Here is a 14,719-nt window from a genome sequence, read left to right as displayed (position 1 = left end):
GAGCTTCTGGGACTGCTGGGACCCACTGGGACGTCGCACGGAGCCACGCCGCGCCCCTGCGCCGGAACCGTGATGCCATGAAACAGAGCCCCTGACGAAGGGACCCCCGATCGTGGCAGCCGCACTGTCCCCGGCACCGTGCCTGCGCTCCGTGCGGGCCGTGGTCTTCGACACGGACGGAGTGATCACCGACTCCGCCCGGAGTCACGCCGCAGCCTGGAAGAAGGCGTTCGACGCCTTTCTGTCGGCCGTCGAGGGGCAGCGGCCCTTCGATGCCGTCGACGACTACCTGCGCCACGTCGACGGCCGCTCGCGGAGGGACGGCGCGGCGGCGTTCCTGGCGTCGAGGGGGCTGGTCCTCCCCGAAGGCAGCCCCGACGACCCGCCCGGAACCGCGACCGTGTGGGCGATCGCGGCCCGCAAGGACGAACTGTTCACGCAAGGCCTGCGTACCGACCCGGTCGACGTCTGGCCCGGCACGGTCCGCCTCCTCGACGTGCTGCGCGGCGAACGGATGCCGTGTGCCGCCGTGTCCGCGTCCCGGCACGCGACGGAACTGCTGTCGCGGGTCGGCCTCATCGACCGGTTCGCCGCCGTGGTCGACGGGAACGAGGCGAAACGGCTGCGGCTGCCGGGAAAGCCGGACCCCGCGCTCTTCGTCGAAGCGGCGAGGCGCCTGCGGGTCCCGGTCCGGGACACGGCCGTGGTGGAGGACGCGCTGGCCGGGGTCGAGGCCGGGCGCCGGGGCGGCTTCGGACTCGTGATCGGCGTGGACCGTACGGGCGGCCCCACCAGCGCCGCCGAACTCCGCGGCCACGGTGCCGACCTCGTGGTGTCCGATCCGGGGGACCTGCTGACGGCCGGTGACGACTGATGGCACAGGCCTGGACCTGGTCGTACGAGGGGTACGACCCGCGGGAGGAACGGCTGCGGGAGGCGCTGTGCACGCTCGGCAACGGCTACTTCGCCACCCGAGGAGCCGCGTCCGAGACACCCGTGACATCCCTGACTTCTGTGACACCCATGGCACCCGTGACACCCGTGACATCTGAGACGTCGTCCGAGGCGTGGCCGCACTACCCCGGCACCTACGTGGCGGGCTGCTACAACCGGCTGACCTCCACGGTCCGGGGCCGCCGGGTCGAGAACGAGGACCTGGTCAACCTCCCGAACTGGCTGCCGCTGCACTACCGCATCCACCCTGCCGGTACCGCCCCGGGACCGTGGCTCACCCCGGACCACGAACACCTCGTGGAACACGGTCAGTCACTCGATCTGCGCGGCGGCACGCTGATCCGCCGATCCGTCTACGAGGACGAGGCGGGCCGGCGGCTGCACGTGGAGCAGTGCCGTCTGGTGCACATGGGCGATCCGCATCTCGCCGCCCTGCACACGGTGTTCCGGGCGGAGGGGTGGGCGGGCGTGATCGAGGTGGAGTCCGGGATCGACGGAGGCGTCCGCAACTCCGGCGTCGCGCGGTACCGGGATCTGTCGGACCAGCACCTCACCGGCTGGGTGACCGGCGCGGACGAGGACGGTGTGGTGTCGCTGAAGTGCCGCACGGTGGAGTCGGACATCGGTGTCGCGCTGGCGGCCCGCACGCTCGCGGTGTACGGCGGTGAACCCGGCCCCGAGACCGGTCCTGGCCCCGTGACCGGTCCTGGCCCCGTGACCGGCCCCGGCCCCGTGACCGGCCCCGGCCCCGTGACCGGCCCCGGCCCCGAGACCGGCCCCGACTCCGCCCCGGGACCCGATGCGCACTCCCATCCCCATCCCCACCCCCGGCAGAGGGAGAAGACGGTCTTCCAACGGCTGGTCCTGCCGCTGAGCCCGGACTCCGACACCACCGCCACGGTCGCCGTCGACAAGACGGTGGCCCTCCACACCACCCGCGACCTCGCGATCGGCAGCCCGCTGCGGGCAGCCGTTGCCGCGGTGCGAAGGGCCCCGGACTTCGCACAGCTGCTGTCCTCGCACCGGCAGGCCTGGGCCGACCTGTGGGGGCAGGTCCGGTTGGACGTCCCGGGCGAAGCGGGACGCGTTCTGCGGCTGCACCTCTTCCACGTACTGCAGACGCTCTCCCCGCACACTGCCGAACTCGACGTCGGCGTACCGGCCAGAGGGCTGCACGGCGAGGCGTACCGCGGCCATGTCTTCTGGGACGAGCTGTTCGTACTGCCGTTCTTGAATCTGCATCTCCCGGAAGTCTCACGGGGCCTTCTCGACTATCGCTATCGGCGGCTGCCCGCGGCCTGCCGGGCGGCGCGCGAGGCCGGCCGGGCGGGGGCGATGTACCCCTGGCAGAGCGCCGCCAACGGACGCGAGGAGACCCAGGAACTCCATCTCAACCCGCACTCGGGGCGCTGGCTGCCCGACCGTTCCCGGCTGCAGCACCATGTCGGCTCGGCCGTCGCGTACAACGTGTGGCAGTACTGCCAGGCCACCGGGGACACGGAGTACCTGTACTCCAGGGGTGCGGAGATGCTGCTGCAGATCGCCAGGTTCTGGGCGGACAGCGCCGCATGGGACGAGTCCCTGGCCCGGTATCGCATCCGCGGCGTCGTCGGGCCGGACGAGTACCACGACGCCTATCCGGGAACGGAGGCGGCAGGCCTCGACGACAACACGTACACGAACGTGACAGCGGCCTGGGTTCTGTCACGTTCGACGGAGCTGTACCGGGCCCTGCCCGAGACACGGCGTCGGCGGCTGTGCGACCGGATGCGTCTCGATTCCGCCGAACCGGAACGCTGGGAGGACATCTCCCGTCGGCTGCATGTGCCGTATCACCGGGGCATCATCAGCCAGTTCGCCGGTTACGGGGAGCTGGAGGAGCTCGACTGGACGGGGTACCGGAGGCGGTACGGGGACATCCGGCGGCTGGACCGGATCCTGGAGGCGGAGGGCGACACGGCCAACCGCTACCAGGCGTCCAAGCAGGCAGACGTGCTGATGCTCGGCTACCTCTTCTCACCGGAAGAACTCGCGGGTCTCTTCCGCCGGCTCGGGTACCCGCTGGACGGGGACATCTGGCGTGCCACCGTCGACTACTACCTCGCGCGGACGAGTCACGGCTCCACGCTCAGCTCCCTGGTCCATGCCTGGGTTCTGGCCCGGGTGCGCCGCGAGGCGGCGTGGAAGTACTGCGTGGAGGCCCTGACCGGGGACGTGGCCGACATCCAGGGCGGCACCACCGAAGAAGGCATCCACCTGGGGGCGATGGCGGGCACCGTCGACTTCGTACAGCGCGGAATGACAGGGCTGGAGACCCGCGACGACGCGCTGTGGCTCGCGCCGGCCACGCTGCCGCAGCTTTCGAAATTCGGGGTACGGATCCGGTTCCGCCGCCACTGGGACGTGGACCTGCGCCTCCGTTCCCAGCGGCTCCGGATCGCTGTCCCGGACTCGCACCACCCGGCCGTCCGGGTCGTCCTGGGAGGCCACACCCATGTGATCACACCTGGTACGGCCCGATGGCTCGATCTGCCCCCGACCCGGCACAGCCCTCCACCGCCGGGCCCTCCACCGCCGAGCCCTTAGCCGCCCGGTCGGACGAGTCCGTACAGTCCGCCCGGTCACGCGAGTCCGTACAGTCCGCCCGGTCCGACGGCCGGGTCGCCCCGAGCCGTGTGACCAGGTGGTGCCAGCCTTCCTCCAGGCGCTCCAGCGGTATGCCGCGCTCCTGCGTGAGGTGGTGGACGAGAGCGGTGTCGACGGACGCGAGCAGGGTGTGCGCGAGCAGTTCCGGGTCACCGGCCACCCGCGCCCCACGCAGCAGCATCGTGATGTGGCTGAGCCGCAGACGGCTGGCCGGGACGGTGTAGGCGCGCAGCGGGTCGGTCCGGCCGGCCAGGATCAGCGGGTGGTGATCGCGTTCGTGGCGCAGGACGGCGGGCCCGAAGGCGTGCAGCCGCTCCGCCGCGGGGGCGTCGGGGCCCAGGGGCGGCGGACCCGAGAGGAAGGCGGCCTGGAACTGCACCTCCCGGTGGTCCAGGAGCGCGATCAGGAGCCCGGCCCGGTCGCCGAAGCGCCGGAAGACGGTGCCTTTGCCGACCCCCGCGGCGGCAGCCACCGACTCCATGGTCAGGTTCGCCGCTCCGCACTGGGACATCAGCCGGGAGGCCGCGTCCAGCAGGCGGGTGCGATTACGTGCGGCGTCCGCCCGTAGCTGCGGCGGTTCATCGGTCGGGGCGAGGGGGAGACTCGTCCGCGCCTCGCCGGGGTCGGACGGTCTGAGAGGCGGGGTTTCGGGACCGGTCATGGGCTCAGGGTAGCGTCCGGAAAGGAAAGTGGACCGTGGTCCGTTTAAGTGGTACAAATTTCAACGGACCGTGGTCCGCTTGAAACCGTTTCCGAAGTTTCCGCCCTTTTGGGAGTTCCTCATGTCTGTACGCATCCTCGCGCTCGTCGGCAGCCTCCGCGCCGGCTCGCACAACCGCCAGCTCGCCGAAGCCGCCGCCAAGCACGCCCCCGAGGGCGTCGACATCCAGCTGTACGAGGGCCTGGCCGACGTGCCCTTCTACAACGAGGACACCGACGTCGAGGGTGGCGTCCCGGCCGCCGCCGTCCAGCTGCGCGACGCGGCCGGCCGGGCCGACGCCTTCCTGCTGTTCTCGCCCGAGTACAACGGCACCATGCCGGCCGTCCTGAAGAACGCCATCGACTGGCTGTCCCGCCCGTTCGGCGCCGGCGCCATCTCCGGCAAGCCGGTCGCCGTGGTCGGCACCGCCTTCGGCCAGTACGGCGGCGTGTGGGCACAGGACGATGCCCGCAAGTCCGCCGGGATCGCGGGCGGTGTGGTCCTGGAGGACGTCAAGCTGTCCATCCCCGGCTCCGTGACGCGCTTCGCCGAGACCCACCCCGCCGACGACGCCGAGGTCGTCACCGCGCTCACCGAGGTCATCCGCCAGGTGACCGAGCAGGCCACGACCGCCGCTGCCTGACCCGCCACGTGCGGCGGCGGCCCGCCGAGGATGCCGCGCCGCCGCCGTACGAAGCCGTACCGCGCGGGCGCGGGCGAGTCCGGCTCATCGGCGACCCCGTCCGGCCGATGCGCCGAGGCCCGATCCGGACCGCCCCCGGCCCGATGCACCCCGTCCAGGCCCGGTCCGCCGAGGCCCGATCAGGCCCGCCCCGGCCCGATGCGCCGAGGCCCGATCCGGACCGCCCCGGCCCGATGCACCCCGGCCCGGTCCGATTCGCCCACCCCGCGAGGAACCCCTGTTTCAGGGCCACACCAGGCAGTACGCCTGATGCCCCGCGTCGTGCAGGCGATGGCTGAAATCCTGCCATTCGTGCAGCAGTTGGTAGACGTTGAACGCGTCGCGCGGACCGCCCCGGTCCGGGACCGTGGACCAGATGAAGGCCGCGGCACCCACCGACTCCTCGCCGACGCCGCGCAGCGGGTCGACGACCGTCATCGGAAGCTTGACCACCGCGTAATCGGGGTGGAGTACGACCAGTTCCAGCGGGGGGACCTTGTGCAGGGGTATGCCCTGGATGCCGGTGAGGACCATCGCCGCCACCGTCTCCGGCTTGATCTTGGTGAACATGCCGCCCATGCCCAGTTCGTCGCCCCCGAGCTCCTCGGGGCGCATCGAAATGGGCACGCGTGCCGCGGTGGCCCCGTCGGGGGCACCGAAGTACTTGTAGGTCACCCCCACCCGGCCACCACTCCTGCTTCCGGCTCCGCCACCCTGCGCACCACCGGCCTGTATGCCCTGTCTGCGCTCCGCCTCACGCCGGTGCCGACCCCGCCGGGCAGGCTCGGGCCCCAGGTCGTCGGTCCCTTCGCCCACTCCGCCACCGCGATGCATATTTCATCCACCCGACTACTACTTAGGAGACGCAGCCCCCGCCGCGCAACCCGATCATCGTGTCAGTGACCTCCCCCACGGGCGCGCGGTGAAACACCTGTCCGCAAGACCGTCCGTGGCTCGGACACCATGGATTGTGTGAGCTTTCCCTGTGTCGGCCCAGTTTCGCAGACGCGAGGGGGCCGACGCCCGGTCGTCACGTGACGGATGTGCCCGCCGGGCTTTCGGTGGCCGGAATCTTCCGCGCCCGGCCGCGTACGGGCGCTGTCCTACCCTGGGGAGGTCACTAGCCCCCCGGAGTCGGAGAAGTCGCAGGTCATGACCGAACTGCCTTACAAATATGAAGCCCCAGTTTCGCAGACGCTTTTCGACCGCGCGTCCCTCGTGACGCCCGGCGGCGTCAACTCTCCCGTCCGTGCCTTCCGGGCCGTGGGCGGTACGCCCCGCTTCATGGTGTCCGGTACCGGTCCGTACCTCACCGACGCCGACGGCCGTGAGTATGTCGACCTCGTGTGCTCGTGGGGGCCGATGATCCTCGGTCACTCCCACCCCGAGGTCATCGCCGCGGTCCAGGAGGCGGTCGGCCGCGGTACCTCGTTCGGTACGCCCGGGGAGGGCGAGGTCGCGCTCGCCGAGGAGATCGTGGCCCGGGTCGAGCCCGTGGAGCAGGTGCGGCTGGTGTCGTCCGGCACCGAGGCGACCATGTCCGCGATCCGTCTCGCCCGCGGGTTCACCGGCCGTGCCAAGGTGGTGAAGTTCGCCGGCTGCTACCACGGCCACGTCGACGCGCTGCTCGCCGCCGCCGGGTCCGGTGTCGCGACCTTCGGCCTTCCGGACACCCCCGGCGTCACCGGTGCCCAGGCCGGCGACACGATCGTGCTGCCGTACAACGACCTGGAGGCGGTGCGGGAGGCGTTCGCCGCGCAGCCCGGCGAGATCGCCTGCGTCATCACCGAGGCGTCGCCGGGCAACATGGGCGTCGTACCGCCGCTGGACGGTTTCAACGCCGGGCTCAAGGAGATCTGCGCCGCCAACGGCGCGCTCTACATCTCGGACGAGGTCATGACCGGGTTCCGTACCTCGAAGGCCGGCTGGTTCGGCGTCGACGGGGTGCGGCCCGACCTGATGACCTTCGGCAAGGTCATGGGCGGCGGCTTCCCGGCCGCGGCCTTCGGCGGGCGCGCGGACGTGATGGCGCACCTCGCCCCGGCCGGTCCCGTCTACCAGGCGGGCACCCTCTCCGGGAACCCGGTCGCCACGGCCGCCGGTCTCGCGCAGCTGCGGCTGCTCGACGACGCGGCGTACGCGAAGGTGGACGCGGTCTCCGCGGAGATCCGCGGCCTGGTCAGCGAGGCGCTCGCCAAGGAAGGCGTGGCGCACACCGTGCAGACGGCGAGCAACATGTTCTCCGTCTTCTTCACGGACCGGCCGGTGCGGAACTACGAGGACGCGAAGCGGCAGGAAGCTTTCCGCTTCACCGCCTTCTTCCACTCGCTGCTGTCGCAGGGCGTCTACCTGCCGCCGTCCGCCTTCGAGTCCTGGTTCGTCTCCACGGCCCACGACACGCAGGCCGTCGAGCGCATCGCCGCCGCCCTGCCCGCCGCTGCCCGCGCCGCATCGGAGGCCACCGCATGAGCGCGAACGAAAGCCGCAAGGACGTCACCGTCGTCCATCTGATGCGGCACGGAGAGGTGCACAACCCGGAGGGCGTGCTGTACGGGCGCCGCCCCGGCTACCACCTCTCCGAGCTGGGCCGGCAGATGGCGGACCGGGTCGCCGAGCACCTGAAGGACCGTGACATCACCCATGTCGTGGCCTCCCCGCTGGAGCGGGCGCAGGAGACCGCCACGCCGATCGCCAAGACGCACGGCCTCGACCTGGCCACCGACGACCGGCTCATCGAGGCCGCCAACGTCTTCGAGGGCAAGACCTTCGGGGTCGGCGACGGGGCGCTGCGCAAGCCGGACAACTGGAAGCACCTGACGAATCCGTTCCGGCCGTCGTGGGGCGAGCCGTACATCGAGCAGGTCGTACGGATGATGGGCGCCCTGGACGCCGCGCGTGACGCGGCGCGCGGTCACGAGGCGGTGTGCGTCAGCCATCAGCTGCCGATCTGGATCGTGCGGAGCTTCGTGGAGCGGCGGCGGCTGTGGCACGACCCGCGCAAGCGGCAGTGCACGCTCGCGTCGCTGACCAGCTTCACGTACCAGGGCGACAAGATCGTGTCGGTCGGGTACACGGAGCCGGCGCGGGATCTGGTGCCGGCTCATCTGCGGGCCGGAGCGAAGCCGGTGAAGGGGAAGTCGAAGGCGTTCGGCGCGTAGCCGGCCTGGGGCCGCGGGGCGTGGGGTGGGATGCTCCCGAGCCCCCGCCCCACGCCCGGTCCGCCGGATTCCCCGGTCGTCCGGTTGCCGGTCTGTCCTCAATCGCCGGACGGGCTTGATTTTTCGCCCGTCCGGCGTTTTTGCCGCCGCCACGGGACCGGCGCTCCGAGGCGGCGGTCGAGCCCTGCTCCCGCTGCGCCCAGCTTGCTCGGTCATGCGTTCGATCGCAGGAGAGGTCTGGTCGCACACAGGAAGATGTGCTAATCGCGGAACCCTTGTGCTGCTTCCCCCATCTAAGCCTTTGTCAGTTTGTAGGGACTTGAGGCAAAACGACCGCAGATGGGGAATTCATGCGCGACATCAGCCGAAGGGGTCTGCTCGGAGCCGGGCTTGGGGCCGTGGCCGCCATCGGTCTGGCGGGGTGCGGTACCTCCGATACGGGCCTGCCGGGCGCTGATGCGGGGGAGAAGGGTGCCGACGGGCAGACCCCGGGGACCGGGCCTGCCAAGAAGGACGTCCGGGAGATCGGCGACGGTTCCACCGCGGACACCGGGAAGCAGCCGCACCAGCCCGCCGCGCCGGTTCCGCTCGAACCCGGGCAGACGCCGCCGCAGTTCGTGATCTTTTCCTGGGACGGCGCGGGCGAGGTCGGCAACGGGCTCTTCCCTCGCTTTCTGGAACTCGCCAAGGAACACGACGCGGCGATGACCTTCTTCCTCTCCGGCCTCTATCTGCTGCCCGAGTCGAAGAAGTCCAGGTACCGGCCGCCCAACAACCCGGTCGGCGCTTCCGACATCGGATATCTCACCGATGACCACATCAAGCAGACGCTGAAGTACGTCCGGCAGGCCTGGCTCGACGGACATGAGATAGGCACCCACTTCAACGGGCATTTCTGCGGCGGTTCCGGATCGGTCGCGAACTGGTCGCCCTCCCAGTGGCGGAGCGAAATAGATCAGGCGGTCTCCTTCGTCACCGAATGGCGCACCAACACCGGCTGGACCGACCTCGATCCGCTGCCTTTCGACTACCGCAAGGAACTGATCGGCGGCCGCGCCCCCTGTCTGCTCGGCCAGGACAATCTGCTGCCCACGGCGAGCCGGCTGGGCTGGCGCTACGACGCCAGTTCGCCCGGCGGCATCCAGGTGTGGCCCCAGAAGCGCGGGGGCGTCTGGGACCTGCCGCTGCAGGGCATGCCGTTCCCCGGGCACTCCTTCGAAGTCCTCTCGATGGACTACAACATCCTCGCCAACCAGTCGCAGAATTCGACCAAGGGCATGCCCTCCCGTTATCCGGGCTGGCGCAAGCAGGCCACCCAGTCGTATCTCGCCGGTTTCGACCGCGCGTACACGACGAATCGCGCGCCCTTCTACGTCGGAAACCACTTCGAGGAGTGGAACGGCGGCATATATATGGACGCGGTCGAGGAAGCGATCAAGAAAATCGCGGGGAAGCCGGACGTACGGCTCGTCTCCTTCAAGCAGTTCGTCGACTGGCTCGACGTGCAGACCCCGGCCGTGCTCGACAAGCTCCGTACGCTGGGCGTCGGGCAGGCACCCGAAGGCGGCTGGAACGCCTTCTTTAAACAGACCTGACAACGGGCTTTACGGGCACCGAGGGGGGTGCCCGAGATCGCCGTAACCGCCATGCGAAACTTTTCACATGAGCTATGGCCGGGTACCTCGACGCCGCTTCACCCTGCTCGCCGCCCCCGCCGCGGTCGTCGCACTCGCACTCACGCTGACGGCGTGCGGCGGGGACGACAACAAGGTCGGTGGCGGTGGCAACACGAACTTCGTCACGGGCAGTGGCGGAATCTCCACCGTGGCCAAGGGTGACCGCAAGGCCGCCCCGAAACTCGACGGCGAGACCCTCGACGGCAAGCAGCTCGACGTCGCCGACTACAAGGGCAAGGTCGTCGTGCTGAACATGTGGGGCTCGTGGTGCGGGCCCTGCCGCCTGGAAGCCCAGTACTTCGCGAGGGTGGCGAAGGAGACGAAGGACAAGGGCGTCCAGTTCGTCGGGATCAACACGCGCGACGCCCAGAAGGGCCCCGCGCTGAGCTTCGAGAAGGATTACGGGGTTCCCTACCCGAGCCTCTTCGACCCGACCGGCAAGCTCATGCTCCGCTTCCCCAAGGGCACACTCCGTCCGCAGGCCATTCCGTCGACCGTGGTGCTGGACCGGGACGGGAAGATCGCCGCCCGTTCCCTGACCGCGCTCGACGCCGACAAGCTGCACAAGATGATCGACCCGCTGATCGCGGAGAAGTGATTCCGTGTTCACCCTTGCCGCGCTCCAGGGCGAGAACCAGACCGTCCTGCACGGGGCGCTGCTCGTCGCCCTGCCCATCGCCGTACTCGGTGGGCTCGTCTCGTTCTTCTCACCGTGCGTGCTGCCGCTCGTGCCCGGCTACCTCTCGTACGTCACGGGCGTGAGCGGCACGGACCTGGCGCAGGCCAAGCGGGGGCGGATGGTCGTGGGCGCCTCGCTCTTCGTGCTCGGCTTCACCGCCGTGTTCGTCTCCGGCGGCGCGCTCTTCGGCTTCTTTGGCGACACCCTCCAGGAGCACAGCGGAACGCTCTCCAGGATCCTCGGCGTGCTGATGATCCTGCTGGGGATCTTCTTCATGGGCCTGATGCCCTGGATGACGCAGCGCGAATTCCGTATCCACAAGAGGCCGGTGACCGGGCTGGCGGGCGCACCACTGCTGGGCGCCCTCTTCGGGATCGGCTGGACCCCGTGCCTCGGCCCGACGCTCAGCTCGGTGAGCATCCTCGCCATGGAGCAGGGCACCGCCGGACGCGGGGCGATACTGACCGTCGCGTACTGCCTCGGGCTCGGTCTGCCGTTCGTGCTCGCGGCAGTCGCCTTCCGCAAGGCGCTCGGCGCCTTCGGCTGGGTCAAGCGCCACTACGCATGGGTCATGCGGATCGGCGGCGTCATGATGATCGCGACCGGCCTGCTCCTGCTCACCGGCGTGTGGGACACCATGATGCAGGCATTGCAGGGCTGGTCCAACGGCTTCACTGTGGGGATCTGAGTTCCATGAGCGACACCAAGTCCAACCCGGCCCCGGAGCGCGAGCACCGGGACGAGCGGGAGATCCGGGACGAGCAGGACCGGGAGAACGCCCGCGAACTGGGCGCGGCCGGCTCCCAGCTCTCCACCGCCCCGCGCGAGGAGACCGCGGCCGCCCTGCCGGCCATGGGCGTCATCGGCTGGGTCCGCTGGTTCTGGCGGCAGCTCACCTCGATGCGGGTCGCGCTGATCCTGCTCTTCCTGCTGTCGCTCGGCGCCATCCCCGGCTCGCTGATCCCGCAGAACAGCGTGGACGAAATGAAGGTGCAGACCTTCAAGGACGCCCACACCACCGTCACGCCGATCTACGAGAAGCTCCAGTTCTTCGACGTCTACAGCTCGGTGTGGTTCTCCGCGATCTACATCCTGCTGTTCGTCTCGCTCATCGGTTGCATCGTGCCGCGCACCGGCCAGTTCATCGACCAGCTGCGCAGCCGCCCGCCGGGCGCCCCCAAGCGCCTGACCCGGCTGCCCGCGTACACCACCTGGCGCACCGAGGCCGAGCCCGAACAGGTCCGCGAGGCCGCGCTCGCCATGATGCGCAGGCGCCGGTACCGCGCGCACACCGCGGGGGACGCGGTCGCCGCCGAGAAGGGCTACCTGCGCGAGGCCGGGAACCTGATCTTCCACATCGCCCTGATCGTGATGCTGGTGGCGTTCGCCTTCGGACAGCTCTTCAAGTCCGAGGGCGCCAAACTGGTCGTCGAGGGCGACGGCTTCTCCAACACACTCACCCAGTACGACGACTTCAAGTCCGGTTCGCTGTTCGACACCGACTCGCTCGCCCCGTTCAGCTTCAAGCTCGACAAGTTCATCGGTACGTACGAGCGCAGCGGCCCCCAGATCGGTACGCCCCGGACCTACGAGGCCCATGTGACGTACGAGAAGGGCGCGTACGGCAAGCCGCAGAAGACCGTCATCAGGGTCAACGAGCCCCTCGTCATCGACGGCACCAAGGTCTATCTGAACGCGCACGGCTACGCGCCCGTCGTGTCCGTCAAGGACGCGAGCGGCAAGGTGGTCTACCGGAACGCCGTGCCGCTGCTGCCCATCGACAACAACGTCACCTCGACCGGGGCGATCAAGGTGCTGGACGGCTACCGCGACAAGAACGGCGAGAAGACCCAGCTGGGCTTCCAGGCCTTCTTCGTGCCGACCTTCGCGGGCGACAACCAGGGCACGATGTTCTCCCAGTTCCCCGCCGCCGACAATCCGCGGCTCGCCCTCAACGGCTACTACGGCTACCTCGGGCCCGACTCCGGGCTGGCGCAGAACGTGTACCAGCTGGACAAGTCCAAGATGAAGGCGTTCAAGGACAGCAAGGGCAACCTGCTCAAGCAGCGCCTGGCGGTCGGCGACACGATGAAGCTGCCCGACGGCGCCGGTTCGATCACCTTCGAGGGCGTCGAGGAGTGGGCCAGCTTCCAGATCTCCGAGCAGCCCGCCAGCGGCTGGGCGCTCACCGGAGCCATCGCCGCGATCGCCGGACTCGCGGGCTCGCTGTTCATTCAGCGGCGCCGGGTCTGGGTGCGGGCCGTACGCGGTGCGGACGGCGTCACCGTCGTCGAAATGGCGGGTCTCGGCCGCAGCGAGTCCGCGAAGCTTCCCGAGGAGCTGGCCGATCTCGCGGTCACGCTCAACGCCGTCGCGCCCACCGCGCCCGGCCCCGACCCCGGATCCGATTCCGGCTCCGTCGAAGAATCCCCCGTAGAACCTGCCGAAGGGGCTGAGAAGTGAATCTCGCCGCCGCAACCAACGAGAACCTGGCGCACACCAGCAATGTGCTGATCTATTCGTCGATGGCCGTGTACACCCTGGCCTTCTTCGCGCACATCGCGGAATGGGTGTTCGGCAGCCGCAGCAAGGTCGGCCGCACCGCCGCCGCCCTGACCGGCGCCGGGGGACAGGGCGCCGGGGCCTCGGTGAAGGTGCAGGTCGCGCAGCAGGGCGGCGGCACCGCCGTACTGGACCGCCCGAAGATCATCACGCGCTCCGCAGCCGGTTCCCGCGACGTCCCGGACGGGCCCGGCGCGGCCGGCGGCACGTTCAAGGGCGACCTGTACGGACGCATGGCGGTCTCCATGACCGTGCTCGCCTTCCTCGTGCAGGCCGGCGGAGTCATCGCCCGCGCGCTGTCCGTGCAGCGTGCGCCCTGGGGCAACATGTACGAGTTCTCCATCACCTTCTCCACGGTGGCGGTCGGCGCGTACCTGATCCTGCTCGCGCTGAAGAAGAACGTCCGCTGGATGGGCCTGCTCCTGGTCACCACCGTCCTGCTGGACCTCGGCATCGCTACCACGGTGCTCTACACCTCCAGCGACCAGCTGGTGCCCGCACTGCACTCGTACTGGTTGTGGATCCACGTCTCCACCGCCATCATCTGCGGCGCCGTCTTCTACATCGGCGCGGTCGCCACCCTGCTCTACCTCTTCCGCGACAGCTACGAGAGCAAGCTCGCCAATGGCGTGCAGCCCGGTTCGTTCGCCCAGTCCGTGCTCTCCCGGCTGCCCGCCGCCGCGACGCTCGACAAGTTCTCGTACCGCATCAACGCCGCCGTCTTCCCGCTGTGGACGTTCACGATCATCGCGGGCGCCATCTGGGCGGGCGACGCGTGGGGCCGCTACTGGGGCTGGGACCCCAAGGAAGTCTGGTCCTTCATCACCTGGGTCGCGTACGCCTGCTACCTGCACGCCCGCGCCACCGCCGGCTGGAAGGGCCGCAAGGCCGCCTACCTGGCGCTCATCGCCTTCGGCTGCTGGCTCTTCAACTACTACGGCGTGAACATCTTCGTCACCGGCAAGCACTCCTACGCCGGGGTCTGACCCGCGCCCGCCCCGTAAGGGGTGCGGATCCCGGTCCACCGGGCCACGCTGGAACCATGACCGACGCGACCCCCGTCATCGAGCGTGGCACCAGCGAGACCCACGGTGACCTGCACATTCTGCGGTTCCTGCTACGGCTGCCCCACCCCGTTCCACGGGTGTGGGCAGCCGTAGCCAGTTCCGAGGGGCTGGCCGGCTGGCTCGGCGCCGCCGATCCGTTCGAACCGCACATCGGTGGCGCGATCACGCTGCGCCGGCTGACCACCGACCTGAACGGGCGCGCCTCGGCCGCCTCCGGCACCGTCACCGCCTGGGACGTCGAGCGGGTCGCCGAATACACCCTCGAAGGGGCCCACGGCCGCATCCGCTTCCATCTGGAGCCACCGCGCGGCGACCATGTGCTGCTGCGCTTCAGGCACGAGTTCCGGGGCTACGACACGATGCGCCTGGACCGCCTCGCCGACTGGCACGACCACTTCCTCTACCTCGTGGACGCGCTCGACGGCTACCCCGCCGACTGGACGAGGTGGACCCCGGTCCGGTGGGCGGAGCTGCGCGAGGAGTACGCGGCCACCGCGCGGTGACGCGACATCACGGCCGTCCGGTGCCGTGACCGGCGAAGCCTGCCGGGAGGGGCACCAGGGCCTGTCCGGCGGATCACGGCCGGGGTCGCGAC

The 14,719-nt window shown here is 69.9% G+C and carries 12 protein-coding genes and 1 pseudogene; 11 read left to right on the top strand and 2 right to left on the bottom strand.

The genetic code is table 11. From position 1 onward, the window contains the following. Positions 1 to 112 precede the first annotated feature (112 nt). Together ACFU8Q_RS03935 and ACFU8Q_RS03930 are read left to right on the top strand one after the other, a co-directional pair. On the top strand, positions 113 to 874 hold the full coding sequence (locus tag ACFU8Q_RS03935) for an HAD family hydrolase (protein ID WP_384447368.1): 762 nt from the start codon (positions 113 to 115) through the stop codon (positions 872 to 874). Then, positions 874 to 3,540 carry a glycoside hydrolase family 65 protein gene (locus ACFU8Q_RS03930; protein ID WP_384447366.1) on the top strand — a complete coding sequence of 889 codons (2,667 nt, stop codon included), beginning with the start codon at positions 874 to 876 and terminating at the stop codon, positions 3,538 to 3,540. Before ACFU8Q_RS03935 ends, ACFU8Q_RS03930 begins: the two co-directional genes overlap by 1 nt. A gap of 79 nt (positions 3,541 to 3,619) precedes the next feature. Here ACFU8Q_RS03930 and ACFU8Q_RS03925 read toward each other — a convergent pair. Continuing rightward, a pseudogene (locus ACFU8Q_RS03925) lies at positions 3,620 to 4,261 on the bottom strand (TetR/AcrR family transcriptional regulator); the annotation flags it as partial. A gap of 121 nt (positions 4,262 to 4,382) precedes the next feature. Between ACFU8Q_RS03925 and ACFU8Q_RS03920 the strand changes: the two are divergent. After that, positions 4,383 to 4,943 carry an NADPH-dependent FMN reductase gene (locus ACFU8Q_RS03920; RefSeq protein ID WP_384447364.1) on the top strand — a complete coding sequence of 187 codons (561 nt, stop codon included), beginning with the start codon at positions 4,383 to 4,385 and terminating at the stop codon, positions 4,941 to 4,943. 282 nt (positions 4,944 to 5,225) lie between these two features. On the opposite strand, the gene ACFU8Q_RS03915 is transcribed toward ACFU8Q_RS03920, so the two are convergent. Further along, a complete protein-coding gene (locus ACFU8Q_RS03915; protein ID WP_384447362.1) occupies positions 5,226 to 5,816 on the bottom strand; it encodes a hypothetical protein in 591 nt (196 codons plus the stop codon). Between the two features lie 327 nt (positions 5,817 to 6,143). Here ACFU8Q_RS03915 and hemL point away from each other — a divergent pair, with 327 nt between their 5' ends. The 8 genes from hemL to ACFU8Q_RS03875 all read left to right on the top strand — a co-directional run bounded on the left by hemL (position 6,144) and on the right by ACFU8Q_RS03875 (position 14,627). Then, positions 6,144 to 7,451 carry a glutamate-1-semialdehyde 2,1-aminomutase gene (gene hemL, locus ACFU8Q_RS03910; RefSeq protein ID WP_384447433.1) on the top strand — a complete coding sequence of 436 codons (1,308 nt, stop codon included), beginning with the start codon at positions 6,144 to 6,146 and terminating at the stop codon, positions 7,449 to 7,451. Further along, complete coding sequence (locus ACFU8Q_RS03905; protein WP_384447361.1) at positions 7,448 to 8,140, top strand: histidine phosphatase family protein; 693 nt, start codon at positions 7,448 to 7,450, stop codon at positions 8,138 to 8,140. The genes hemL and ACFU8Q_RS03905 overlap by 4 nt, the downstream gene beginning before the upstream one ends. Before the next feature lie 350 nt (positions 8,141 to 8,490). Further along, entirely contained in the window at positions 8,491 to 9,735 is a 1,245-nt protein-coding gene (locus ACFU8Q_RS03900) for a hypothetical protein (RefSeq protein WP_384447359.1), read from the top strand. A gap of 67 nt (positions 9,736 to 9,802) precedes the next feature. Next, positions 9,803 to 10,414: a TlpA family protein disulfide reductase gene (locus ACFU8Q_RS03895; RefSeq protein WP_384447357.1), complete on the top strand. Its 612-nt coding sequence runs from the start codon at positions 9,803 to 9,805 to the stop codon at positions 10,412 to 10,414. A 4-nt stretch (positions 10,415 to 10,418) separates the two neighbouring features. Beyond that, positions 10,419 to 11,183: a cytochrome c biogenesis CcdA family protein gene (locus ACFU8Q_RS03890; RefSeq protein WP_384447355.1), complete on the top strand. Its 765-nt coding sequence runs from the start codon at positions 10,419 to 10,421 to the stop codon at positions 11,181 to 11,183. A 5-nt stretch (positions 11,184 to 11,188) separates the two neighbouring features. Next, positions 11,189 to 12,958, top strand: coding sequence for a cytochrome c biogenesis protein ResB (locus ACFU8Q_RS03885; protein ID WP_384447353.1), 1,770 nt, complete (start codon positions 11,189 to 11,191; stop codon positions 12,956 to 12,958). Continuing rightward, the gene (gene ccsB / locus ACFU8Q_RS03880) at positions 12,955 to 14,043 is read left to right on the top strand and encodes a c-type cytochrome biogenesis protein CcsB (protein WP_384447351.1); all 1,089 of its coding nucleotides are present in this window, start codon (positions 12,955 to 12,957) and stop codon (positions 14,041 to 14,043) included. The genes ACFU8Q_RS03885 and ccsB overlap by 4 nt, the downstream gene beginning before the upstream one ends. A 56-nt stretch (positions 14,044 to 14,099) precedes the next feature. Then, positions 14,100 to 14,627, top strand: coding sequence for an SRPBCC domain-containing protein (locus ACFU8Q_RS03875; protein WP_384447349.1), 528 nt, complete (start codon positions 14,100 to 14,102; stop codon positions 14,625 to 14,627). Positions 14,628 to 14,719: the final 92 nt, after the last annotated feature.

This window comes from Streptomyces sp. NPDC057543, assembly GCF_042801895.1.
Lineage (GTDB): Bacteria > Actinomycetota > Actinomycetes > Streptomycetales > Streptomycetaceae > Streptomyces.
Note: the sequence above shows the minus strand (reverse complement) of the source record. Positions and strands in the feature narration are given on the sequence as shown.